Raw genomic sequence first — 24226 nt, 5'->3', positions numbered from 1 at the left:
CGGTTAGCGCAGCCCCTGCAGTGCCTCGACGACGTGCCCGCCCAGCACCTCGCTGGCCGAGCCTATGTTGGCGCCACGCACCAGCGCGACCTGATATTCGCCCAGGGGCGGCAGGCCGACGCCGGCGTCGACGACCCTGACCGGTGCGCGGACCAGGCTCGGCGGCAGCGGCGCCACCGCTAGGTCGGCGAGCAGCGCGGCCTCCTGCCCGGCGCAGTTTTCGCTGGTGTAGGCCACGCGGTACTCGATCCCGGCGCGATCCAGCGCGCCGAGGGCCATGCCCCGCCAGGCGCAGCCGTGATTGGCCAGTGCCAACGGCAGCGGCGTACGCTCGATGGCCACGCCGCCCTCGAGGCTCGCCCACACCAGCGGCTCGCTGAACACCACCTCGCCGCGCTCGGCTGGCAGGCCCTGATTGCCGACGGTCACCAGCGCCAGGTCGAGTTCACCGGCATCCAGCCGCTCGAGCAGTTCGATGCTACGCCCGACCACCACCTCGACCTGAACGCCGGGATGCGAGCGTGCGAACTGAGCCAATACCCGCGGCAGGATGCGCGAACCGACGTCGTCGGGCGAGCCGAAATGCACCGTACCCTCCAGTGGCGGCGCAATGAAATGAGCGACCGCTTCCTCGTTGAGGCGCAGCAGGCGGCGACCGTAGCCCAACAACACCTCCCCCTGAGGGGTCAGTCTCACCCGCCGCGCCTCGCGCACGAACAGCGATTGGCCAAGCGTCTCCTCGAGCCGCTTGATCTGCATGCTCAACGCCGACGGCGTACGGAACACGTTGTGCGCCGCCCGCGTGAAGCTGCCGCTCTCGGCGATGGCCACGAAGGAGCGCAGCACATCGCTGTCCAGCAGCGGCAAGGCCGAGGAACCGCCGCAGTCGGACGGGCGTTGATGCGCGACGTCAGGGGACGTACCGAGCTTCGTCATGGCGAACAACCTTTCAGATTTTCTTAAACCTTACTGTAGTTCTTTTCGTTTGTGTGAATCAATAACTCGGGCCAAGCTGGATTCCGAGGTCGCGACCCTCATCGACATTCCCTGAAACGGCTACTCGCCAAGACGAGCGGCCACGAGGAGAGATCGTCATGAATGACCTCAACCAGGCCAACCGTCCGCGGCTCCGTGAGCCACAACCCGAGCGTGCGCAATTCCCCGACGTCTATATGCCGGCTATGCCGCCACTCGGGCTGATCGATGCGCTCGAGAAACGCCTGCGCATCTGGCTGGGCAACCGCAAACGCCGTCGCGCCTTCAGGCAGCGCTTCCTGCCGCTGCTCGCCTACGACGACGCGATACTCGACGACATGGGCCATTGCCGCGGCGATATCCAATGGGCCGCCGACCTGCCGCTGAAGGAGGATGCCGCCGCGGCGCTATCGAAGCGGCGGGCGCAGCGACATCGCGCGCGGTGAAGCGGCCATCACGGCGACCCGCGCAAGCCACGGCTACACTGGATGGCGCTTACCGGCCGCCGGCAGCGCGCCGCCATTGCTAACGTGTCAAATTCAACGAGGACGAAACCATGTCAGTCGAGCGTGAATGCCAGGGCGCGTGCCTGTGCGGTGCCGTGACCCTGAGCGTGGCGGTAGCCCAGCATAAAGTGAGCGTCTGTCACTGCCACATGTGCCAGACCTGGGGCGGCGGCCCGCTGCTGGCCATCGATTGCCAGGATCGGGTGGCCATCGATGGCGAGGAAAGCGTCAGCGTCTACGCCTCGTCGGAGTGGGCCGAGCGCGGTTTCTGCCGCCACTGCGGCACGCATCTCTTCTATCGCCTCAAGGCGGGCGATCATTATGAGATCCCCGCGGGGCTGATCGACAATGGCGAGCCCTGGAAGATGACGCTGCAGATATTCATCGACGAGAAACCCGCGCATTATGATTTCGCCAATGAGACCCGCACGCTGACCGGCGCCGAGGCGTTCGAGGCCGCCTCGGGCTCGGCCGGCAGCTAGCGGCACGCATCGCCGGCCAGCCGGCACACCCTGGCTGGCCGCGTCGATTCTCGCCGCAGTTGCCGCCGTCACGTCGCCCTGCTAGCGTTAGCTTCTTCTAAAGACAAACCCTCAGTCGGCCGATCCAGCGCCGCCTGCCAACCAGGCCCAGGCATGACCCGGACCCGCTGCGACTCCTATTACGCTGCATCGATCGTCGAGGAATCCGACTATCCGCGTCTCGAGGGCGAACATCGGGTCGACGTGGCGATCGTCGGCGGCGGCTTCACCGGCGTGGCCACGGCGGTGGAACTCGCCGAGCGCGGTTATCGCGTCGCCGTCGTCGAAGCCCGGAAGATCGGTTGGGGCGCCAGTGGGCGCAACGGCGGCCAGGTCACCGGCAGTCTCTCCGGCCAGGACGCCATGGCCAAGCAGATGCCCCGCACCCTGGGCGACGCCGCCGGCGAATTCGTCTGGAACCTGCGTTGGCGGGGCCACCGGATCATCCGCGAGCGCGTCGAGAAATATGCCATTCCCTGCGATCTCAAGCACGGTCATCTGCAGGCGGCTTACAAGCCGGGTCACCTGATGGCACTGCGCAAGGACTTCGAGGAATCTCAGCGCCACGCCATCGGCGAGCATGTTCACTGGCTGGACGCCGGCGCGGTCCGCCGCGTCGTCGGCACCGAGCTCTACCATGGCGCGATTCGCAACGACTACAACATGCATTTGCATCCGCTGAATCTGTGCCTCGGCGAGGCCCGTGCGGCGGTGAGCATGGGTGCAGAGATCTTCGAGCACTCGCCGGTGGCACGCATCGAGCATGGCGAGCGTCCCGCCGTGATCGGCGAGCATGGACGCGTGACGGCGGACAGCGTGATCCTCGCCGGCAACGCCTATCATCGGCTGGAACGTCGCACGCTCGGTGGGCGACTGTTTCCCGCCGCCCTGGGTATCGTCACCACCGCGCCACTGAGCGCCGAACTCGCCGCCGAGATCGATCCCGACGACCTGGCCGTCTACGACACGCGCTTCGTCCTCGATTATTACCGCCTGACCGCCGACAGGCGCCTGCTGTTCGGCGGCGGCGCCAACTATTCCGGCCGCGATTCACACGACATCGGCGCCGAGTTGCGGCCACGGCTCGAGCACACCTTCCCCCAACTGGCGGGTATCGACATCGATTTCCAGTGGCAGGGCATGGCCGGCATCGTCATCAACCGCATCCCTCAGCTCGGCAAACTCTCCGACAACGTCTACTACGCCCAGGGCTACTCCGGCCATGGCATCGCCACCTCGCATATCGTCGGCGAGATCATCGCCAATGCCGTCGCCGGCAGCCTCGAGGAGTTCGACGCCTTCGCCAACGTCAAGCATCTGCGCATCCCATTCAACGACCGGTTGGGCAATTCACTGCTCGCCGCCGGCATGTGGTACTACCAACTCCTCGAGCGCCTGCGCTAACGCTGAACGGGAATGCCATGCAGATCATCAATCAGGGCAACTTCTGGTCCTCCACCGTCGCGCCGCGCGCACCGCGCCCGCGGCTGGAAGGCCGGCACAAGGCCGATGTGGCGATCGTCGGCGGCGGCTTCACCGGGCTATGGAGCGCTTATTATCTGAAGACGCTGGACCCCGCGCTGGATATCGCCGTACTCGAGGCCGAACGCGTCGGCCATGGCGCCTCGGGGCGCAACGGCGGCTGGGTGATCGGCAACCTCGCCGGGCTGGAACGCCACATCGGCGCGCTCCCGCTGGAAGAGCGCCAGGCCTGCTGCCGGTTGCTCGCCGACAACGTCGACGCCATTGGCGACGTGCTGGCCCGGGAAGGTATCGCGGCGGACTTCAACAAGGGCGGCGCGCTCTACGCCGCGGCGCGCTATCCCGATCAGGTCGCCATTCAGCGCGCTTATCTCGACCATCTGCATGCGCTGGGCCACGGCGAGGACGCCTGCTACTGGCTCGACGCCGACCAGCTCGCCGAAAAGGCCCGTTTTCGCGACGGCTACGGGGCGATCTTCCACCGTCACGTGGCCACGCTGAACCCGGCCAAGCTGATCGCCGGGCTGGCCGAGGCATTGGGACGCCTGGGCGTGACGATCTACGAGCGAAGCCGTGCCACGACCCTAGCCAGCCGCGAAGTGAGCACTCACGAGGGCGCCATCGAGGCGACAACCATCGTCTGCGCCACCGAGGGCTATGCCGAACGCTTCCATGACTTTCGCCGACACATCATCCCGGTGCAGAGCATGGTGATCGCCACCGAGCCGCTAAGCGACGAGACCTGGCGCGAGATCGGCATGGCCGAGCGCCCCGCCTTCGCCGATGCCAGCCGTATCATCACCTACGGCCACCGCTCTGCCGACGGCCGGTTGATCTTCGGCGCCCGCGGTAGCTACCGTTTCGGCGCCAGGGTCAAGCACGACCAGCCGATCAACGACGCGGCCATCGCCATGCGCCGCGACCTGCTCGCCGAGTTGTTTCCAGCGCTCCAAGAGGTACGAATCACTCACGGCTGGGGCGGCTCGCTGGGGCTGTCGCGCAATTTCCGTCCGCACGCCATCGTCGACCGGCAAACCGGCATAGCCACCGCCGGCGGCTATGCCGGCGAGGGTGTCGCCGCCTCGCACCTGTTCGGCCGCACTCTGGCCGAGCTGATTCTCGAACGCGAAACCTCGTTAACCGACAAGCCCTGGGCTTTCGCCAATACCAGCCATCGCCGGTTGATCAAACGCTGGGAACCCGAGCCGCTGCGCTGGCTCGCCGCCCAAGCAATCACCTACAGCTACGCTGGCGAAGAGGAATTGATGAGGCGTCGACTCGATGCCCCGCTGATCAAGCCCGCGCTAACCAGAGTGAACGATTACTTCGCCTCGATTATCGAGTGAAGCCGCTAAAGGGAGATCAGGTCAGTTGATGAAGAAAGAAAGTTGAAGGAAAGTGCCAGAAGCGGTGTCGAACCGAAGCCTGGCCTCACACGCAAGCGAGGCCAGGGGATTGAACGCCATCAAAGCCCCGAATCGCTCACCAGCGGGCTGACGTTGTATAAGGTGCGCGTATCGCCGAGGGCTTTACCTGCCGGGCTATGCTGCCGAGCGTCGACACCACCATGGGGCACTAGCGACATGCCAGGCACGCCCCCCGCCGAGCGATTTCGAAGAATATTTGGACTACAAATGTTTTGGGCGGATGCAGGCGAGTCACCTCGATAACCACGTTCCAGCCCAAAATCAGGCGCAAGGCATCTTCCCGATTGAGCAAGCGCGGCCTCTGACAAGACCAATGCGGAAGCTAGCAGCGCGCAACCCAATGACAAACTTATTACACGTTTCATAACACTCACCTCCTTGGTAATAGCTACTGACTTTGTAATCGACACTTCTTATAGGACGTGACCGGCTACGCAGACATTACTTTCAACCAGTAACCCACTGCTTTAGCGGCTTACCAAATGGCACAAATATTCAGCATCCGCGCACAATAAAAACTATCACTTAAGCGCATTTCATTTATTCATACTAAACCTCTCAACATGATGACTTAACCTGAGTTTAAGTCAGATTAATTCACGGTTTATAGAATATTTATACTATGCATTATAACGCAACCATCCAATTTGCTTTGCAAGGAATTTGCACAGAAAAATGTGGCACCTACAACACATATATAATCAGCGCGTTAAAACATGTCTTTAAGAAAAGCAAAGAAACCCAAGAGGTATGTAATTATTGCTTGCCGATTGTGACTTATCTGCATCTACCGGCATGCAAGCCCGGGACACTGACGCCTCCGTGGACTGACAACAAATTGAGACCTGCGGTATCAGAGCACTTGCCATATGCAAGTAATCTTTCAAGGCACCCGTTCGATGCCTTCACCATTACAATTTTCAGTGTTTACTTATTCTCTGAACAGTGCCCCGCCAGATTGAGAAGAATCTGAACAGCTTGACCGGCGGGGCTTAGCTCATGCTGCACCCTTTTTCTTCTCTAGATGAAGATAACGAGGGTCGAACTCACCGGCCTCCTTCAACTTTTCCAGGTCGGGGACGGTCACCTGCGTTCTGTTGGACTTAATCAGGCCATCGGCACGAAGCGCCTGAAGGACACGACTCATGTGGACCGAGCTGATGCCAGTCGCATCCGCCAGCGCAGTCTGAGTGACTGGCAGGTTGAAAGTATCTCCCCCAACGAGGCCCACTGCATTCAGGCGGAACAGGAACTCACAGATAAGATGAGCCATCCGGGAGTAGGCCTCGCGTCGACCAATGTTGAGTAGCCATTCACGGTAGATCGAGGCGTCCACCAGCGTTTCGCGCCAGAAAGCGGCGGTGAGACGGGGATAGCGCTCACACAGGCGACGCAAGTCCTCATGCTGGATGAAACCGACCGTGCTGGGGCTACTAATCGGGGCAATGCTGAAGTCCATGAGCTCTAGGTGGAGGCTTTGCAAGTCCGGGATGTCACCAGGAACATGCAGGGCCATGATCTGGCGTTTGCCCTCGTAGGTCAGCTTGTAAGTACAAGTAATCCCCTCCAGAATCAAGCAGCTGTGGGAAGGTCGCTCGCCGATGCTCACAATATCCTGATCAACCTTGAAAGCCTTCACCTGCACCGGTAAGTCCTGGAGCGCCTGCTTCTCGTCATCGAAGAGTGGAAAGATGCTTTCCAGCTTGCGGATCATCAGCGTATTGGGGATGTGAGAACCTGCGGTCATGATTGTGCTCCTGGCATAGGGCAGGAATGAAGCCCCTGGCCACAGTGTCTCTGCTGATCTGATCCAACGATTTCTTGCCTAGGCATCAAGTATGGGGCACGACCGGCTATCTGGCCAAACGGTAACTGAATTGACCCGATTCGGCGGTCATCCGTTCAAGAGAGTGAAAGCGCCCGTTCGTATTGCACTGAATAAGCCGCCCAGGCAGCGGTTATGCCTTCTTCACGAACTCGGATTTCAACTTCATCGCGCCGACGCCGTCGATCTTGCAGTCGATATCGTGATCGCCGTCGACCAGGCGGATGTTCTTGACCTTGGTGCCCACTTTTACGACCGATGACGAGCCCTTGACCTTGAGATCCTTGATGACGCTGACGGTGTCGCCGTCCTGCAGCGGGTTGCCATTGGCATCGGTGATCACCCGCTCGTCGCCAGCGCCTTCCGAGGAGGCGTCTTTCGGCCATTCATGTGCGCATTCGGGACAGACGTAGAGACTCATGTCCTCGTAGGTGTATTCGGAAGTGCACTGCGGACAAGGCGGCAACTGGCTCATGGGCGTACCTGCAAGATGGAAAGGGCCAACATGCGAAAGCCGCGGAGTGTACCCGGCGACGGGCTCGCTGCCCAGCCGGATAGACCCGCGGCTACTTGTGTCGCAGCCGATCCTGGTTTCGATCAGGTTTTCCATACCCGGGTCAGTAACGCCATGCGTGAGTCACTGACCCGGGCTATCGCTAAGATCGCAACGAGTGCGCAACACACTCAAGGCCCGTCGGTCGGCTTGCCGGTGAAGTCCGTCACCGGCTTGTCCACGGGTTTGCCGAGTCGCTCGGCGAACGCCTTGAGCCCATCGATCAGGGGGGTGATCGCATGCCACAACTCCTCGTCGTGAAGCATCTTGTAGGCACCGGTCACGCCCGGCGAGTCGTGGTCCTGGTCATTGGGCTGGTGCTGGCTGATCTGCTGGATGCCATCGCGCAGCGCGAACGTAACGCGATAGAAGTCTCTGGGCTCGATGGTCGACAACGCCATGCCCAGTACGGAAACGTTCTGGATCGCATTGAGCGTACCCTCCTTCTGAAGCCCGCCGACGAGCACCTGCGCGATCTGGGGGTTGGCTGCCACCACGTCGTTGGCGAAGCGCAGCACGCCGTGTTCGTGCATGGTCTGCAGTAGCCGCTCGAGCTCTTCGTGAGCATCCGGTCCGATCTTGGGCGGCGTCACGGTATGCGAGATTCGTTCAGCCATTACATTTTCCTCGGATTGGATTGCTGGGCAGGCGGTTCCACGTAATCCTCCTGCATCCATTTGACCTCGACCGGGACGCCCTTGGTCGGCGTGCGGTGGCCATAGCGATAATTGTTTCGCTTCAGCGGTGGCTCGCCCTTCTCTCTGGGCAGCACCTCGAGATTGACGGCCGTTTCCTTGTAGGCCGGCGTATCGACATCGGGATCGTGGTGCTCGCCGGTCAGCGCATTGACGCCGGACTTGCCCTGATGGATGGGCAGGAACAGCGTGTCGCCGCTGACCCGGTCGGTGACCAGCGCCCTAACCTCGATGCTGTCACGACGCGAGCTGAGGCATACCCAGGTGCCATCCTCGATCCCCTTCTCGGCGGCAAGCTCGGGGCTGACCTCGACGAACCAGCCCGGCGCTTCCTCCCAGATGCGCGGCCCACGACCGGTCTGATTGGTAGCCTGGAAGTGTTCGAGCATCCGCCCGTTGTCCAGAAAGAAGCGGTACTTCTCGTCGGGCGCCTCCTCCGGCTCCTTCCACTCCAGCGGATAGAGGCTGGCTTTGCCATCCTCGGAGTGAAAGCCCTCGGTATAGAGCAAGGGCGAATCGCTGCCGTCGGCCTTGACCGGCCACTGCAGCGACTTCCAACCTTCGAGGCGCTCGTAGGTCACGCCGGCGAACATTGGCGAGATGCTGGCGCACTCCTCCATGATCTGCGAGGGGTGGGTATAACCCCAGTCGTAGCCCATGCGCGCGGCCAGATCGGTGAGAATTCGCCAGTCGGGACGGCTGTCGCCAAGCGGTGGCATGACTTCGTAGAAGCGCTGGATGCGCCGTTCGGTGTTGACGAAGGTACCCTCCTTCTCGACGCTCGGCGCGCCCGGCAGCACCACGTCGGCGAACTCGGCGGTACGGCTCAGGAAAATGTCCTGCACGACCATGAAATCGAGCTTCTCGAAGGCCGCATGCACGTTGGCGCTGTCGGCGTCTGAGAAGGCGGTTTCCTCGCCGATGACGTACATCGCCTTGAGTTCATTCTTTTCGGCGGACTGCACCATCAGGAAGTTGCCCTCGCCGACCTTGTCGGAGAGCCGCTCCTTGGGCACGCCCCAGCCCTTGGCCCAGCGTTCGCGGGCCGAGTCATCGGAGACTTTCTCGTAGCCCGGGTACATGTTGCGAAGGCAGCCGAAGTCGCTGGCGCCCTGGACGTTGTTGTGACCGCGCATGGGGTAGCCCCCGGTGCCGGGCTTGCCGTAGTTGCCGGTCACCACCAGCAGGTTGGAGAGCGCCGTGCTGGTATCCGAGCCATGGCTGTGCTGGGTGATGCCCATCGCCCATAGCAGGCAGACGCTGCCCGCCTTGCCGATCATCTCCGCGGTGTCGATCAGTTCCTGCTTGGAAATGCCGGTCTTTTCCTCGGCGAATTCCAGCGTGAACGGCTCAAGCGACTCACGGTACTCGTCGACCTTGTTGACCCACTTGTCGAGGAATTCCTGGTCCGCGTAGCCGTTGTCGAACATGTAGCGCGACAGCGCCGACGCCATGATCAGGTCGGTGCTGGCCTTGGGCTTCAGGTAGATGTCGGCGCGCTCGGCCATTTCATGCTTGCGCGGATCGATGACGATGACCTTCTGGCCGTGCAGCTTCTGCGCCGCCTTGATCCGCGAGGCGATGACCGGGTGGTTCTCGGCGGTGTTGCTACCGACGATGACCACCACTTCGGCCTTCTGGATATCCTCGATGGAACCGGCGTCGCCGCCATAGCCGACGGTGCGGAACAAGCCCTTGGTCGCCGGGTTCTGGCAGTAGCGCGACGAGTTGTCGACGCTGTTGGTGCCGATGATCAGCCGGGCGATCTTCTGGGTCAGATAGGCCTCTTCGTTGCTGGCCTTGCTCGAACCGATGAAACCCAGGCTGTCAGGCCCGTACTTGTCACGAGTTTCCAGCAGGCGCCGCGCGACCAGGTCCAGGGCCTCGTCCCAGCCGGCTTCGCGAAAGCGCCCGTTTTCGCGGATCAGCGGCATGGTCAGGCGCTTCTCGCTGTTGACGAAATCCCAGGCGAACTTGCCCTTGATGCAGGTCGAGATGCCGTTGGCCGGTGCCTCCTCCACCGGCTGGATCTTCAGAATATGCCGATCGCGCGTCCACATTTCGAAGGAACAGCCGACCCCGCAGTAGGTGCACACGGTCTTGGTGCGCTTGATCTCCGGCTGGCGCCAGTGCATGTCCATTTCGGACAAGCCGGTGACCGGCGTGGCGCTGACGGTCTGCTCGAGGGTCTTGATGATGTCGATCATCGGCCGCTTGAGCGACTGCGGCATCGCCGTGAACGGCCCGGCATCGGGCTGCATGGTGTTTTCCATCAGCGCATTGCAGGGACACACGGTGACGCAATGGCCGCAATGCACGCAGCTGGAATCGTCGATCCGCTCGCCGCCGTCCCAGAGTACCCGCGGGTTCTCCATCGAATAATCGATGGACAGCGTCTCGTTGACCTCGACGTTCTGGCAGGCCTCGACACAACGCCCGCATAGAATGCACTGGTCGGGATCGTAGGTGTAGAACGGACTGGAGGTATCTTTCTCGTAGGGCTTGCGCTGGAATTCGTAGCGTTGGATGGGGATCTGCATGTCCACCATCGTGTTGTGAAGGGTGCAGTCACCGTTGTTGTTCTCGCAGACCGTGCAATAAAGCTCGTGCTTGCTCAGCAACCGGTCCATGCCCTCTTCGCGGGCGGCCTTGGCGAAGCCGTCCTGGCTGGAAACGGCCAGCCCCTCCTCGGCGTTTATGGTGCAGCCGCGCTTGAGTTCGCCATCGATCTCGACCCAGCAGGTGTCGCAGGTCTCGATCGGCCCCAGCGAAGGGTGGTAGCAAACATGCGGCAGGTCGATATCGTGCGCTTCGAGAAATTGGACGAGCGGCGTGCCCGCCTTGCCCGTCAGACGCTCCCCATCATAGACAATCGTGCAATCGCTAGCGTTGGCCTTGGCCATGGCTGATTTCTCCCTGTCAGGCCCATCAGTCGGTCGGGTTGTTCTGGGGCGCTGTATCGGTCGCCACGGACGGTCGGGCCGCAACTGATCGGGTCGCAAGACCCGACCTTGACCGAACAGACCAGGCAATGGTCGGCGCTCCGGCCCCCTGACGGCGGCCTGTAAAGGCCTAAAAGACGGGTGAAAACGAGAAATCGGTCCCAGGCCAACCTGCATCGATCCATCGTGCAGGGCTCTGCAGCGTGACAGACAGGCCACCGGGGCATCATCAAACATGATGATCGAGAAACTGGGCGATGCCAGAGCCAATCCATTGCCTCCCTGAAACCGTAGTCAAGCCGCCAATGGTTGTCTAAGTCCTATTCGGCGCCGCTTCTTTCGAGGTGGAGGTAGAGAGGATCGAAATCGCCCGCATCCTTCAACTTCTGCCAGTCGGGGATGGTCACCTGCGCTCCCTTGGTCTGGACCAGACCGTCGGCGCGAAGCACCTGCAGCACTCGGTTCGCATGGACCGTGCTGGTGCCAAGCAAGTCCGCCAGTTCGGCCTGGGTAACCGGCAGGTCGAACATGTCATTCTCGACAAGCTTGACCGCCTTCAGACGAGTCAGGAGTTCACAGAGAAGATGGGCCATTCGACTATAGGACTCGCGTCGTCCGATGTTGAGCAGCCATTCCCGGAAGATCGAGGCATCCACCAGCGTCTCGCGCCAGAAGGCGGCGGTGAGGCGGGGATAGCGCTCGCACACGTTGCGCAAGTCCTTGTGTTGAATGAACCCGACCGTGCAGGGGCTGATCGGGGCGATGCTATTGTCTATGACTCTTAGGTGCAGACTTTGCAGATCCGGTATATCGCCGGGAACGTGCAGGGCCAGGATCTGGCGCTTGCCATCGGAGGTCAGCTTGTAGACGCAGGTGAAGCCATTCAGGATCAAGCAGCATTGGGAGGGGCGATCGCCGAGACGCACGATGTCCTGATCGGCCTTGAGGTTGGCGACCTGTACCGGCAAGTCCCGGAGCGCCTGTTTTTCCTCGTCGGAGAGATGAAAGATGCTTTCCAGCTTGCGGATCATCAAGGTGCCGGGGGAGTGGGAACCTGCGGTCATGCTTGCTCTCCCTGCCTGAGGTAGGAATGAAGCCTCTCGTTGCCACAGCGTCGCTGCCCGCCTGATTTGAATCATTTCCTGTTTCAGGCGTTGATTATGGTTCACCCCCGGGTATCTAGCCAGATCGTCGCCCAGGCCTAAGTGGCCTGAGCGAGGCCTGGAAGTGCCCTCATGCCTCCTCCGGCATCGTCTCTTGGCGCTGCGCCTGGACGGCCATCTTCACCACGCTGCCCACCACGATCAGACACGGTGATGGCAGCGGATTGTCGACGAGTGCCTGCGGCATGTCGGCCAGGGTGCCGATCAACGTCCGCTGTTCGGCCAGCGAGGCATTGGCGATGAGCATCATCGGCCAGTCATCGGGCAACCCGGCGCCGCGCAGCCCGTGGCTGATCGCCTCGACCTTGGCCAGCCCCATATAGAACACCAGCGTTTCGTCGCGCCGGGCCAGCGAGGCCCAGTCCGGCTCGCCGCCCTCGCGGCACAGCTGGGCGGTGACGAAGCGCAGCTGCTGGGCGTGGGCGCGGTCGGTGAGCGCCATGCCCATCGCCGCGGCCGCACCCGAGGCGGCGGTGATACCGGGGACGATCTCGGCGGAAACGTCGGCGGCATACAGGGCGCCGATCTCCTCGCCCATGCGACCGAAGATGGCGGGATCGCCGCCCTTCAGGCGCACGACCGACTTGCCCTCGCCGGCCAGCCTGACCAGCAGCGCCCCGATCTCGGCCTGCGGCACGCTGTGGTGCCCGGCCGCCTTGCCGACGTAGTAACGCTCGCGACCGCTGGGAATCATCGCCAGGATGGCGTCGCCGACCAGGCGGTCGTAGACGATGGCATCGGCCTGGGCCAGCAACCGCGCGGCTCGCAACGTGAGCAGGTCAGCGCTGCCCGGCCCGGCGCCGACCAGATAGACCCTGCCGCGGCGGCACTCGCCATGGCCGAAGGGGTCCGGCGTCGCCTCGTTGCGGTTCAACCCGGCCAGTGCCGACGCCGCCCGCGAGGCGCCCTCGGCCAGGCGCGCCAGTAGGCTAGACAGCACCGGGTTGGACAACGCTAGCTTGGGGAGCTCAGAGCGCCTCGCTTTCAGGTTCCTTACTGGCGACAGCATGGGCTATCTCCTCTTCGATCAGGGATTTCAACTCGGGAATGCAGGAACCGCACTGGGTGCCACAGGCCAGCCGCGCGCCCAGTGCCTCGACGCTGGAGTCGCCGGCGCGAATAGCCTCGACGATCGCCCTTTTGCCGACCTGGTGGCAACTGCACACGGTGGGGCCGGCATCGGTGTCGCCGACAGCGCAGCCGGCCAGCAGGCGGCGACGCTGACCACCGGACAGCGGCGTGTCGACGGCCGCCTCGGCGAAGCGCTCGTCCAGCCAGTTGAGTGTCGGCAATTCGACGGGCGAGCCGACCATCAGCCACCAGCGGAGGCGGCCGTTCTCGAAGCCTGCCGCCCGCAAGCGCCCGCTGCCAGCGTCCTCGGCCCACAGCGCCGGCTCGCCGGGCAGCTTGGCCGTGGCCCAGCTCAGCCAGTCTTTCGGCGCTTCGCCGTTCTCGCCGCCGGCCAGTTGCCAGCGCCGGCTGTTCGCCAGCGGGATGTAGGCCCAGTAGGCACTGTCGTCGCGCCAGATGGGATCGTCATCGTGATCGGCGGCAAGAAGCAGCGTGGCCTCCCAGCCGGTATTCAAGGGCGCCAAGCCCACGGCGCCGTGCTTGGATTCCGGCTGTCCGGAAACCGGGTCGGTGTGCCCGGCGAACAGCCCGCCCATGCGTGCACGGCCGCTGAAGCTGTCGTTCCAGTGCATGGGCACGAACACCTCGCCACGCCGCTGCACATTGGAGACTCGCACCCGGCCGATGTAGTCGCCACCGGCGCCTTCGAGCCGCGCCAGCCGCTGGTCGTCTAGGCCATGGCGGGCGGCGTCCGCGGGGTGCAGCTCGATGAACGGCTCGGCGCGGTGGTTCATCAGCCGTGGTGCGCGCGCGGTGCGCGTCATGGTGTGCCACTGATCGCGCACCCGGCCGCTGTTCAGGCGCAGCGGTCTGGCCGCGCTAAGCAGTTGCTCGGGGCCGCGCGGGCGCACGGCGACCAGCCGGGCGCGACCATCCGGCGTGGCGAAACGGCCATCACTGAACAGTCGCGCGGTGCCCTCGGGAGCCTTGGCGTTGACCGGCCACTGGATCGGCGCCAGCGCATCGTAGCCGGAGCGGTCGAGCCCGGCGAGGCCCGAGATATCGAACAGCCGCGCGCCCTCGCCCCGCTTGTCGAGCGGGTTATCGAAACCCGATAGCCGCGCGTGCTCGGCGAAGATATCGCAGGGATGCGTGTAATCGAACGCCTCGCCGAAGCCCAGTCGGGTAGCCGCCTGGCTGATGATCCACCAGTCGTGGCGGGCCTCTCCCGGTGGCGGCAACATGCCGCGCTGGCGCGAGATGCGCCGCTCTGAATTGGTCACCGTGCCGTCCTTCTCGGCCCAACTCGAGGCCGGCAGCACGATGTCGGCGTACTGCAGGATATCGGCGTTGGCCATGCAGTCTGAGACGATCACCAGCGGGCAGGCCGCGAGGATACGACGCACGCGGTTGGCGTCGGGCAGGCTGACGCCGGGGTTGGTGGCCATGATCCACAGTGCCCGGACCTCGCCGCGCTCGATGGCGTCGAACAGCTCGACCGCCTTGTGCCCCGGCCCCTCGGGCAGGCTCGGGGTCAGCGAAGCGGTCGACCAGAAGCGCGTGAGGCGATCGATGGCGCCGGGCGTGTGATAGTCCATGTGCGCGGCCAACTGATTGGCCAGCCCGCCCACCTCGCGCCCGCCCATGGCATTGGGCTGGCCGGTGATCGAGAACGGCCCGGCGCCGGGCAGGCCGATCTTGCCGCCGGCCAGGTGGCAGTTGATGATCGCGTTGCACTTGTCGGTGCCGCTGCTCGACTGATTGACGCCCTGGGAATACAGCGTCACCACGTGCAGTTGCGTGGCGAACCAGTAGAAGAACGTCTCCAGACGCTCCGGGTCGACGTCGCAATCGGCGGCGATCGCCTCGATCGAGCAATCGTCCTCGCGAGCGGCGGCCAAGGCCTCCTCGATGCCTTGGGTGTGCCTTGCCAGATAGACGCGATCGAGTCGATTACTGGCCTCCATCCAGGCCAGCAGGCCGTTGAACAGCCGCGCGTCGCTGCCGGGCCGGATACCCAGGTAGAGATCGGCGATCTCGCAGGTGTCGGTGACGCGCGGGTCGATGACCACCACCCGCAGCAGCGGATTGCGCTGCTTGGCGGTGCGTAGGCGCTGAAACAGCACCGGGTGGTTCCAGGCCAGGTTGGAGCCGGCCAGTACCACCAGTTCGGCCTCTTCGAGATCCTCGTAGTTGCAAGGCACCGCGTCGGCGCCGAATGCCCGCTTATAGCCGGCCACCGCCGAGGCCATGCACAACCGCGAGTTGGTATCCAGGTGCGGCGTGCCGAGGAAGCCCTTGAACAGCTTGTTGGCCACGTAATAATCCTCGGTCAGCAACTGCCCCGAAAGATATGCGGCGACCGATTCGCGGCCATGCTCGGCCTGGGTCGCTTGCAGTCGCGCGGCGACGCTGTCGAGCGCGCTGCCCCAGTCGACCTCGACGCCGTCGACCCGAGGCCGGGTCAGTCGACCGTGTTCGCCGAGCGTTTCATGCAGCGCCGAGCCCTTGACGCACAGCCGGCCGAAGTTGGCCGGGTGGTCGCGATCGCCCTCGACGGCGCTGACCGCCCCCTTCTCGACGCTGGCGATCACCCCGCAGCCGACTCCGCAGTAGGGGCATGTCGTGGCGGTCCTGGTCATTTCGCCTCCCGCGATGCAAAAGGGGCCCGCCCCGCGGATGCGGATCGGGCCCCTTTGCCTGAATGCTGACTGACTGGTTGGCGTCACGCGCTTTCTGTATGCAGCTGGACTGACCGCCGCTGGCCGTCCCGCCAGAACGCATCGACGCCTGGTGACCAGGATGCAGCAAGAATCGCACCCTATCGGTGTTTCTTAAATCAAAACAAGCAGGTGGGTGCCAGCGTGTCAGTCCATGAGCGGCAAGGGACGCTTATCGGCGCAGGGCGCGCGCAACGCTGGTGCAAAATCGCCCGCCGATGCACAACCAGCGCTCGTCGGGACCACCCCCGAGGAGCGTCGTAAACGGCCCGAATGGCGCCAAGGCGCTGAATCGGCGTGGATAGACTCGGCTTTGGCACGCCATTCGCTTCGTTCAGGCTATGACCCGGATCAAAGACGATCCCGACTGTCGGCCCGCCGGCATCGACGTTCACGACAATGCGAGCAGGACTACTACAGGCAAAGGCGCCTGACGGAGCGAAGACCCTCGAGTCTTCCCGCCGTCAGGCGCCTTTTGCGTTTCGTTAGCCGCTCCGGCTGGGAGGAAAGCCATGAAGCCGCAAGAGGGACACGACATGTCCGCAATCGAGCGCCTGCTGATCGTCGGCAATGGCATGGCCGGGCATCGCCTGCTCGAGGCGCTGCTCAAGCGCGAGCAGCGCCCCCGTCACATCACCGTGATCGGCGACGAACGCGCGCCGGCCTATAACCGCATCCTGCTGTCGCCCTGGCTGGCGGGCGAAGCCGAGCGTTCGGCACTGACCCTGCGCGAGCGCGATTGGTATGCCGACCAGGGCGTCGAGTTGGTGCTCGGCGAACGGGTCGAGACCATCGAGCGCGGGGCGCGTCGCGTGATCACCGACGCCGGCCGCGAGCTGGCCTACGACCGGCTGGTGCTGGCCACCGGCTCGCGACCGGCGATGCCCGACGTGCCGGGCATTCGACAGGCCGGCGTGCACGGCTTTCGCGATCTCGACGACGCCGCGGCGCTGACCCGCATAGCCGACGAGGCCCCTGCCGACAACAACCGCGCGGTGGTAATCGGCGGTGGCCTGCTGGGCCTGGAAGCCGCCGAGGGGCTGCGCAAACGCGGCATGCGCGTCAGCGTGGTCCAACGCAGCGAGCGGTTGATGAACCGCCAGCTCGACCCCACTGCCGCCGCGCTACTGCAGGGCGAACTCGAGCGTCGTGGCCTCGAAATCATTACCGGGGCGCAATTGAGCCGCTTCGAGGGCGACGAACAAGGTAGCGTGCGTGCCGTTCGCCTCGCCGACGGGCGCCGGCTGGCGGCCGACTGCGTGGTGGTCGCCGCCGGTATCACGCCCAACGCCGAACTCGGCCGCCAATCCGGCCTGTCCACGGCGCGCGGCATTCTCGTGGACGCCTGGCTGACCAGCAGCGATCCGCTCATCCACGCGCTGGGCGAGTGCTGCGAGTTCGAGGGACGCACCTATGGGCTGGTCGAGCCGATCTGGCGCCAGGTCGAGGTGCTGGCCGCCCGACTCTGTCACGACCCCGTCGCCGGTTACGTCGAGGTACCGACCGCCACCAAGCTCAAGGTCAGCGGCGTGTCGCTGTATGCCTTCGGGCCCATCGAGCCCGACGATGGGCACGAGGTGCTCACCTACCACGACCCGCAGCACGGCGACTACCGCCGGCTACTACTTCGCGACAACCGGCTCGAAGGCGCCGTGCTCTACGGCGACACCGTCTTCGGCCCCTGGTACTTCGAACAATCGCTCGCCGGGCGCGATCTCGGCGCCTGCCGCCAGGCGCTGCTGTTCGGCGCCGGCGATGCCAAACCGCTTCTCGAGGAGGCCGCATAACCATGGGCAAGCAACGTCTGATCGTCATCGGCAACGGCATGGTCGGCCACCACCTGGTCGAGCAACTGATCGAGCGCAACGCCACCGAGCACTATGAGATCGTGGTGTTCGGCGAGGAACGCCACCGTGCCTACGACCGCGTTCACCTCTCCGAGTACTTCGCCGGTCGCGATGCCCGGTCGCTGGCCATGTGCGATGCCGACTTCTACGCCGACAGCGGCATCGAGCTGCGCCTTCACGAGGCCATTACAGCGATCGACCGCGATGCCAGCCAGGTCATCAGCGAGCAAGGCACCTACGCCTATGATCGTCTGGTGCTGGCGACCGGTTCCTACCCCTTCGTGCCGCCGATCCCCGGCAACGACCGTCCCAACTGCCTGGTCTACCGCACCCTGGATGATCTGGACGCGATCCGTGCCGCCGCCGAGAGCGCCAATACCGGCGTGGTGGTCGGCGGTGGCCTGCTGGGCCTGGAAGCCGCCAATGCCTTGCGCGGCCTCAACCTGGACACGGCGGTGGTGGAGTTCGCTCCGCGCCTGATGCCCATGCAGGTCGACACCGAAGGCGGCGAGCTGCTGCGCGAGAAGATCGAGGACCTGGGCGTGCAGGTGCTCACCGGACGCGCCACCCAGGAGATCGTCGATGGCGAAGCCAGCTTCCATCGCATGGTGTTCAAGGACGGCAAGGTGCTGGAAACCGACCTGATCGTGTTCTCGGCGGGGATACGCCCGCGCGACGAACTGGCTCGCGACTGCAAACTGGAAATCGGCGAGCGCGGCGGCGTGGTGATCGACGATAAGTGCCTGACCAGCGACCCGGCGATCCTGGCCATCGGCGAAGTGGCGCTGTGGAACAACAGCATCTTCGGTCTGGTCGCCCCCGGCTACCAGATGGCCAAGGTGGCGGTCGCTACGCTGACCGACGACGGAGAGACGTTTCGCGGCGCCGACATGAGCACCAAGCTCAAGCTGATGGGCGTCGACGTCGGCGCCATCGGCGATGCCCACGGCGATCGCTCGCCCAGCGCGCGCATGTTCCGCTACCTCGACGAGATCAAGCAGCAATACCGCAAGCTGGTCGTCTCCGGCGACGGCAAGAAGCTGCTCGGCGCCATGCTGGTCGGCGACAACAGCTACTACGACACGCTGATGCAGTACTACAGCAACGGCCTGGAGCTTCCCGCCGAGCCGGCGTCGCTGATCCTGCCCAGCAGCGAAGGCGCGCCCACCCTGGGCCCCGACGCCCTGCCCGACACCGCCTCGATCTGCTCGTGTCACAACGTTACCAAGGGGGCGATCTGCGCGGCCATCGATGCCGGCGCCGGCGACCTCGCCGCGATCAAGGGCGCCACCAAGGCCAGTACCGGCTGTGGCGGCTGCGCGGCGCTGCTCAAGAGCGTGGTCGACAGCGAGCTCGAGGCCCGCGGCGTGGAGGTCGACCCGTCGCTCTGCGAGCACTTCGCCCATACCCGCCAGGCGCTCTACTCGATCGTGCGTGTCGAGGGGATCAGGACCTTCAGCGAGCTGATCGCGAAGCATGGCGCTTCCCACCCCCAAGGCCTGGGTTGCGATATCTGCAAGCCGGCGGTGGCGTCGATCCTCGCCTCGTGCTTCAACGAGCCGATCACCGACGCCGCCCATGTGCCGCTGCAGGACACCAACGACACCTTCATGGCCAACATGCAGAAAAACGGCACCTACTCGGTGGTGCCGCGGGTACCCGGTGGCGAGATTACGCCTGACAAGCTGATCGTGCTCGGTCAGGTGGGCAAGAAGTACAACCTCTACACCAAGGTCACCGGCGGCCAGCGCATCGACCTGTTCGGCGCATGTCTCGAGGACTTGCCCACTATCTGGGGCGAACTGCTCGAGGCCGGCTTCGAGACCGGCCACGCCTACGCCAAGTCGCTGCGTACGGTGAAGTCCTGCGTCGGCAGCACCTGGTGCCGCTACGGCGTGGCCGACAGCGTGGGCATGGCGATCCAACTGGAGAATCGCTACAAGGGCCTGCGCTCGCCGCACAAGCTCAAGTTTGCCGTCTCCGGCTGTACCCGCGAGTGCGCCGAGGCGCAGAGCAAGGACGTCGGGGTGATCGCCACCGAGAATGGCTGGAACCTGTATGTCTGCGGTAACGGCGGCATGCGCCCGCGCCATGCCGAGCTGTTCGCCACCGACCTCGACGACGAGACGCTGATTCGCTATATCGACCGCTTCCTGATGTTCTACGTGCGTACCGCCGATCGTCTGCAGCGCACCTCGGTGTGGCGCGAGAGCCTCGAGGGCGGCCTCGATTACCTCAAGGCGGTGGTGGTCGACGACAGCCTGGGCCTGGCCGACGAGCTCGAAAGCCAGATGCAGACCGTGATCGACAACTACGAGTGCGAATGGGCCAATGCGATCGATGATCCGGACAAGCTCAAGCGCTTTCGCAGCTTCGTCAACGACCGTCGTCCGGATCCGGACATCATCATGATCAGTGAACGCGGCCAGCTGCGTCCGGCTTAGCGAAATGGCTGCGCAAGCGAATCGCTGTGTTGCGCGGTGCTCGAGAACTCGCCTAACAACCCGTTATGTCTCGTTTTCTGTGCACCGCGCGCCTTGCGCTTCATCTTGCTCGCCGATTTCTCTGAATTTCTACAAGAGGTAGAGACTATGGGTACTGCAACGGCAATCAAGAACGACGTGACCTGGCAATCGTTGTGCCGCAAGGCGGACCTGGTCGAGTTTTCCGGAGTGGCGGCGTGGCTGGAAACCGTCGAGGGCCCGGCCCAAGTCGCCCTTTTCCACGTACCGGGCCACGAGACCGAGCTGTTCGCCGTGGACAACCGCGACCCCTTCTCGGGGGTCAATATCATCGCCCGCGGCATCGTCGGCGACATCAAGGGCGAGCCGGTGGTCGCCTCGCCGCTCTACAAGCAGCATTTCCGGCTCGGCGACGGAACCTGCCTGGAGCGACCCGACGTCCGCCTGCGCCACTGGCCGGTGCGCTTCGACGGCGATAGGGTAATGATCGGTCTCGGCTGACATATGCTATTGCCGGCGTCTGGCGGCACTGTTGCCGCTGATCGACAAGAGTCCTACCGGCGACATCGTCGTGGTGCAGAACAATCCCGCCGATACCTGATTCGTCGCTCGAGGCGATGGGATTGGTAAACGACCAATGAAACGCATTATCATTCCCAGCCAATCCGAAGCGCTTTCGCGGACCCTCGCTCGGTGGCCATGAAGAACTCCATCGAGCCCGACCCAACGGCGCGAACCGCCAGCGCGGAAAAGGCTGATACCCATGACTGCCACCCTCCCCTCGACGCAGGCGGCGCCAGCGTCGCAGCGCCTGACCATCGCCGATTTCGCGGCCTACGAACGCCGCTATCACTTGTCGCATCGCTTCCCGGCCCTGGCCGGCGGGGATCAATTTGGCGAGCACATGGTCGCCGAGGGGCGCATCGATGAATACCAACCCTGGCAGGGTTTCCAACTGGTCGGCTCGGACCTGACGGTGCACCAGACCTACGAGACCCATGCCGGTGGCGATGCCCCGGCGCACATATCGATCATCGTGATGCTGGAAGGCTGTGCGGAACTGACCCTCGGCGCCCATTGCCATTCGCTGAGCGCCGGCGAAGGCGTACTGCTGGCCTTCAACCGCGGCCTGGCGCTCAGCGCCCGCCATGTCGCCCAGCGCCGCGTGCGCGCCGTCAACCTGACGGTCACCGGGCAATCGCTGGCCAACGACCCGCGTCTGGCGGCCCTGGCGCTGCCCTGCCCCGCAGACGGGCCGAGCGGGCTATGGTCGCTCGAGGTGCCGACAGGGCTGCGCCAATCATTGTTCGATTGGCTCACCGAGCCTCCCGCCGCCGCAACGAGCGCCCTGCTGGCGGAAGGCCTCGCCTTGCAGTTGCTGGCACTGGGAGTCGCCCGCTGGCCCGGCGCCGACGCCCCGACCGCGCGGCCGCCCCTGGCATCGCCCCGCGATCGGCAGTTGCTCGCCCGGGTCCGCGCGCACCTTGCAGCCCGCCCCGGCGAGCCGCACTCCCTGAAAGCGCTGGCCAGGCTGGCCTGCATGAGCCCCAGCAGCCTGCGCGACAAGTACCGCCGCGCCTACGGCCGGTCGATCTTTGCGGACCTGCGCGAATATCGCCTGAAACTGGCGCTGCGCCAGCTTCGCGATGGTCACAGTGTGCAGCAGGCGGCCGCCCAGGCCGGCTACCGCCATGCCACCAATTTCACCACGGCCTTTCGCCAGCGCTACGGCATCGCGCCCAGCGAGGCTCGCCAATGGCCAGACAACCCGCCGACCGAGTGATTCCCCCAATGGCTGACAAGGCCGGCATCGCGCATAGCCTTCCCGGCGCCCTGCATAGGCGCGCCTACGGATAAACGTGAATAATTCTCACTATCATGAGAACTCACAACCGCAGGAAGGAACATCATGCAGGGCATTCGCACCGGACGACCCGCAACGAGCTGGCTGCTCGGCCTCAGCCTGCTGCCGCTCACCGCGGCAGCTCAATCGACGAACGACGATGCCGAGTCGCTCGGCACGCTCACGGTCACCGGCACGGCGGCAACCAAGACCGAGACGCCGTTCATCGAGACGCCGCAGACCGTCTCCCGCATCGATCGTCAGGAGATGGACCAGCGCGGCGTGAGCAACCTGCGCGAGGCCGCGCAATATACCCCAGGGGTCTACACCAACCAGGTCGGCGCCTCCAATCGCTACGACTACCTGGTAATGCGCGGCTTCTCCGACGGCAGCCTCAGCAACGTCTACCTCGATGGCCTCAAGGTCATGGGCGATACCAATGGCTACAGCTCGATGGTCATCGATCCCTATTTCCTGGACAGCATGGAGATCGTCAAGGGGCCGGCAGCGGTACTCTATGGCCGCTCCTCGCCGGGCGGCCTGGTGGCGCTGACCAGCAAGCAGCCGCTGTTCGAGGACTATCATGAATTGCGGTTCTCGGTCGGCGACCACGATCAGCGTAGCGCGGCTTTCGATTTTTCCGGGCCACTGGACGCTGAGCGCCGCGTCGCCTATCGCCTGACCGGCATCGGCAGCAAGCGCGACACCCAGTTCGGCCCGGTCGAGGAGGAGCGCTACGCCATCGCGCCGTCGATCACCTGGGACGCGACCGACAAGACCAGCGTCACCTTCATGGCCTATCTGCAGAAGGACCCCGAAGGCGGCTATCACTCCGGCATGCCCTACGAAGGCGCCGTCGATAGCCACAACGGCCAAACGATCGACAACGGCTTCTTCGATGGCGAGGACGACTACGACAAGTTCGAGCGCACCCAGCGGATGTTCGGCTATAGCCTCGAACATCGCTTCGACGACGACCTCGTCGCACGCCAGAAAGTGCGGTACCTGAACGCCGACGTGAACATGGATCAGGTGGCCCAGGTGGGTTGGATCGGCGATACCAATCAGCTTTCCCGCGCCTACTATGGCGCCGAGGAATCGCTGCAGGCGTGGACGCTGGACAACCAGATAGAGGCCAGGCTCGCAAGCGGCTTCATCGATCATACCCTGCTGGCCGGGGTGGACTATCAGACCCGCGAGAACGACGTGGTCTACTCCACCGCCGGGGTTAGCGCCATCGATGCGTTCGATCCGCATTACGGCGGCGGCCTCGCCAGCGACGTCGCCGTTTATGCCGATGAACGCCACGAGCTGGCCCAGACCGGGGTCTACCTCCAGGATCAGATGGCGATCGACCGCTGGCGTGTGACGCTTGGCGGACGTTACGACTGGGTCGACATCGAGAACACCAGCCATCTCACCGGCGACGACAGCAGGCTGGACGACACCCAGTTCAGCGGTCGGGCGGGGGTGCTCTACCTGTTCGACAATGGGGTGGCGCCCTATCTGAGCTACAACACGGCCTTCACGCCGACCAGTTTCGTCGACGCCGACGGCGATCTGCTGGAACCGATGAAGGGCGAGCAGTGGGAGACGGGGCTCAAGTATCAACCGCACGGGACCCGGGATCGCTATAGCCTCTCGCTGTTTCGCATCAATCAGGAGAACGTCGCCACCAAGGAGCAACCGACCGATCCCTACCGCTCGGTGGGCGAGATCCAGTCCCAGGGCGTCGAGCTTCAGGCGCGGACCTACCTGACCGACAACTTCCGCCTCCAGGCGGGCTACGCCTACACCGACATCACTTATGCCAAGAGCGACGTGCCCGGCGAAGAGGGCAATTACGCCATCTACGCACCGCGCCATCAGGCCAGCGTATGGGGCCATTACAGCGTCGATCGCGGCACGCTCGACGGCCTGGACGCCGGCCTCGGGGTACGCTACTACGCCGACATCCAGGCCGATCGTGCCAATACCGAAACGGTCCCGGCATACACGCTGGTCGACGCCACCGTCGGTTACGATCTGAGCAGGGTCGGCCTTCAGGGGGTGGATGCCCGCCTCAATGTCGGCAATCTGCTCGACAAGGAGTACGTCGCTTCCTGCAATTCGCTCGCCTACTGCTACTTCGGCGCCGAGCGCAACGTCCGCGCCACGCTGAGCTACCGTTTCTGAGCAACGACTAGCCGCCCTT

17 protein-coding genes are annotated in these 24226 nt (G+C 64.2%); 9 read left to right on the top strand and 8 right to left on the bottom strand.

Translation table 11 applies throughout. The features are described 5' to 3' along the window. Nucleotides 1-3 precede the first annotated feature (3 nt). Nucleotides 4-936, bottom strand: coding sequence for a LysR substrate-binding domain-containing protein (locus tag R6258_RS11330; protein WP_318450292.1), 933 nt, complete (start codon nt 934-936; stop codon nt 4-6). Nucleotides 937-1094: 158 nt separating this feature from the next. On the opposite strand from R6258_RS11330, the gene R6258_RS11325 reads away from it, so the two are divergent. From R6258_RS11325 to R6258_RS11310, 4 genes are all read left to right on the top strand, one after another. Beyond that, nucleotides 1095-1421 carry a hypothetical protein gene (locus R6258_RS11325; protein WP_318450290.1) on the top strand — a complete coding sequence of 109 codons (327 nt, stop codon included), beginning with the start codon at nt 1095-1097 and terminating at the stop codon, nt 1419-1421. A gap of 110 nt (nt 1422-1531) precedes the next feature. After that, nucleotides 1532-1963, top strand: coding sequence for a GFA family protein (locus tag R6258_RS11320; RefSeq protein ID WP_318450288.1), 432 nt, complete (start codon nt 1532-1534; stop codon nt 1961-1963). A gap of 153 nt (nt 1964-2116) precedes the next feature. Continuing rightward, nucleotides 2117-3406: an FAD-binding oxidoreductase gene (locus tag R6258_RS11315; RefSeq protein WP_318450286.1), complete on the top strand. Its 1290-nt coding sequence runs from the start codon at nt 2117-2119 to the stop codon at nt 3404-3406. 17 nt (nt 3407-3423) lie between these two features. Beyond that, nucleotides 3424-4830 (top strand): FAD-binding oxidoreductase, encoded by a 1407-nt coding sequence (locus tag R6258_RS11310; RefSeq protein ID WP_318450283.1) that lies wholly within the window; start codon nt 3424-3426, stop codon nt 4828-4830. A 1078-nt stretch (nt 4831-5908) separates the two neighbouring features. On the opposite strand, the gene R6258_RS11305 is transcribed toward R6258_RS11310, so the two are convergent. The 7 genes from R6258_RS11305 to R6258_RS11275 all read right to left on the bottom strand — a co-directional run bounded on the left by R6258_RS11305 (nt 5909) and on the right by R6258_RS11275 (nt 15802). Then, a complete protein-coding gene (locus R6258_RS11305; protein ID WP_318450280.1) occupies nt 5909-6658 on the bottom strand; it encodes a Crp/Fnr family transcriptional regulator in 750 nt (249 codons plus the stop codon). A gap of 211 nt (nt 6659-6869) precedes the next feature. Then, nucleotides 6870-7211 (bottom strand): zinc ribbon domain-containing protein YjdM, encoded by a 342-nt coding sequence (locus R6258_RS11300; RefSeq protein WP_318450278.1) that lies wholly within the window; start codon nt 7209-7211, stop codon nt 6870-6872. Between the two features lie 209 nt (nt 7212-7420). After that, nucleotides 7421-7906 (bottom strand): DUF1641 domain-containing protein, encoded by a 486-nt coding sequence (locus tag R6258_RS11295; protein ID WP_318450276.1) that lies wholly within the window; start codon nt 7904-7906, stop codon nt 7421-7423. Then, nucleotides 7906-10887 carry a formate dehydrogenase subunit alpha gene (fdhF, locus tag R6258_RS11290; RefSeq protein ID WP_318450274.1) on the bottom strand — a complete coding sequence of 994 codons (2982 nt, stop codon included), beginning with the start codon at nt 10885-10887 and terminating at the stop codon, nt 7906-7908. Before fdhF ends, R6258_RS11295 begins: the two co-directional genes overlap by 1 nt. Nucleotides 10888-11246: 359 nt before the next feature. After that, on the bottom strand, nt 11247-11990 hold the full coding sequence (locus R6258_RS11285; protein WP_318450272.1) for a Crp/Fnr family transcriptional regulator: 744 nt from the start codon (nt 11988-11990) through the stop codon (nt 11247-11249). A 169-nt stretch (nt 11991-12159) separates the two neighbouring features. Then, complete coding sequence (gene cobA, locus R6258_RS11280) at nt 12160-13098, bottom strand: uroporphyrinogen-III C-methyltransferase (RefSeq protein WP_318450270.1); 939 nt, start codon at nt 13096-13098, stop codon at nt 12160-12162. Next, nucleotides 13058-15802 carry a nitrate reductase gene (locus R6258_RS11275; RefSeq protein ID WP_318450268.1) on the bottom strand — a complete coding sequence of 915 codons (2745 nt, stop codon included), beginning with the start codon at nt 15800-15802 and terminating at the stop codon, nt 13058-13060. The genes cobA and R6258_RS11275 overlap by 41 nt, the downstream gene beginning before the upstream one ends. A gap of 614 nt (nt 15803-16416) precedes the next feature. On the opposite strand from R6258_RS11275, the gene R6258_RS11270 reads away from it, so the two are divergent. From R6258_RS11270 to R6258_RS11250, 5 genes are all read left to right on the top strand, one after another. Continuing rightward, nucleotides 16417-17667 carry an NAD(P)/FAD-dependent oxidoreductase gene (locus R6258_RS11270; RefSeq protein ID WP_318450266.1) on the top strand — a complete coding sequence of 417 codons (1251 nt, stop codon included), beginning with the start codon at nt 16417-16419 and terminating at the stop codon, nt 17665-17667. Between the two features lie 2 nt (nt 17668-17669). Next, a complete protein-coding gene (gene nirB, locus R6258_RS11265; protein WP_318450264.1) occupies nt 17670-20171 on the top strand; it encodes a nitrite reductase large subunit NirB in 2502 nt (833 codons plus the stop codon). A gap of 147 nt (nt 20172-20318) precedes the next feature. Continuing rightward, nucleotides 20319-20690 (top strand): nitrite reductase small subunit NirD, encoded by a 372-nt coding sequence (gene nirD / locus R6258_RS11260; protein ID WP_318450262.1) that lies wholly within the window; start codon nt 20319-20321, stop codon nt 20688-20690. 262 nt (nt 20691-20952) lie between these two features. Next, the gene (locus tag R6258_RS11255) at nt 20953-21972 is read left to right on the top strand and encodes an AraC family transcriptional regulator (RefSeq protein ID WP_318450260.1); all 1020 of its coding nucleotides are present in this window, start codon (nt 20953-20955) and stop codon (nt 21970-21972) included. A gap of 126 nt (nt 21973-22098) precedes the next feature. After that, on the top strand, nt 22099-24207 hold the full coding sequence (locus R6258_RS11250) for a TonB-dependent siderophore receptor (protein ID WP_318450258.1): 2109 nt from the start codon (nt 22099-22101) through the stop codon (nt 24205-24207). Nucleotides 24208-24226 lie beyond the last annotated feature (19 nt).

Origin of the sequence: Halomonas sp. HP20-15 (genome assembly GCF_033446685.1) — a bacterium.
Classification (GTDB): Bacteria; Pseudomonadota; Gammaproteobacteria; order Pseudomonadales; family Halomonadaceae; genus Modicisalibacter.
This window is presented reverse-complemented; position numbering and strand designations above follow the sequence as displayed.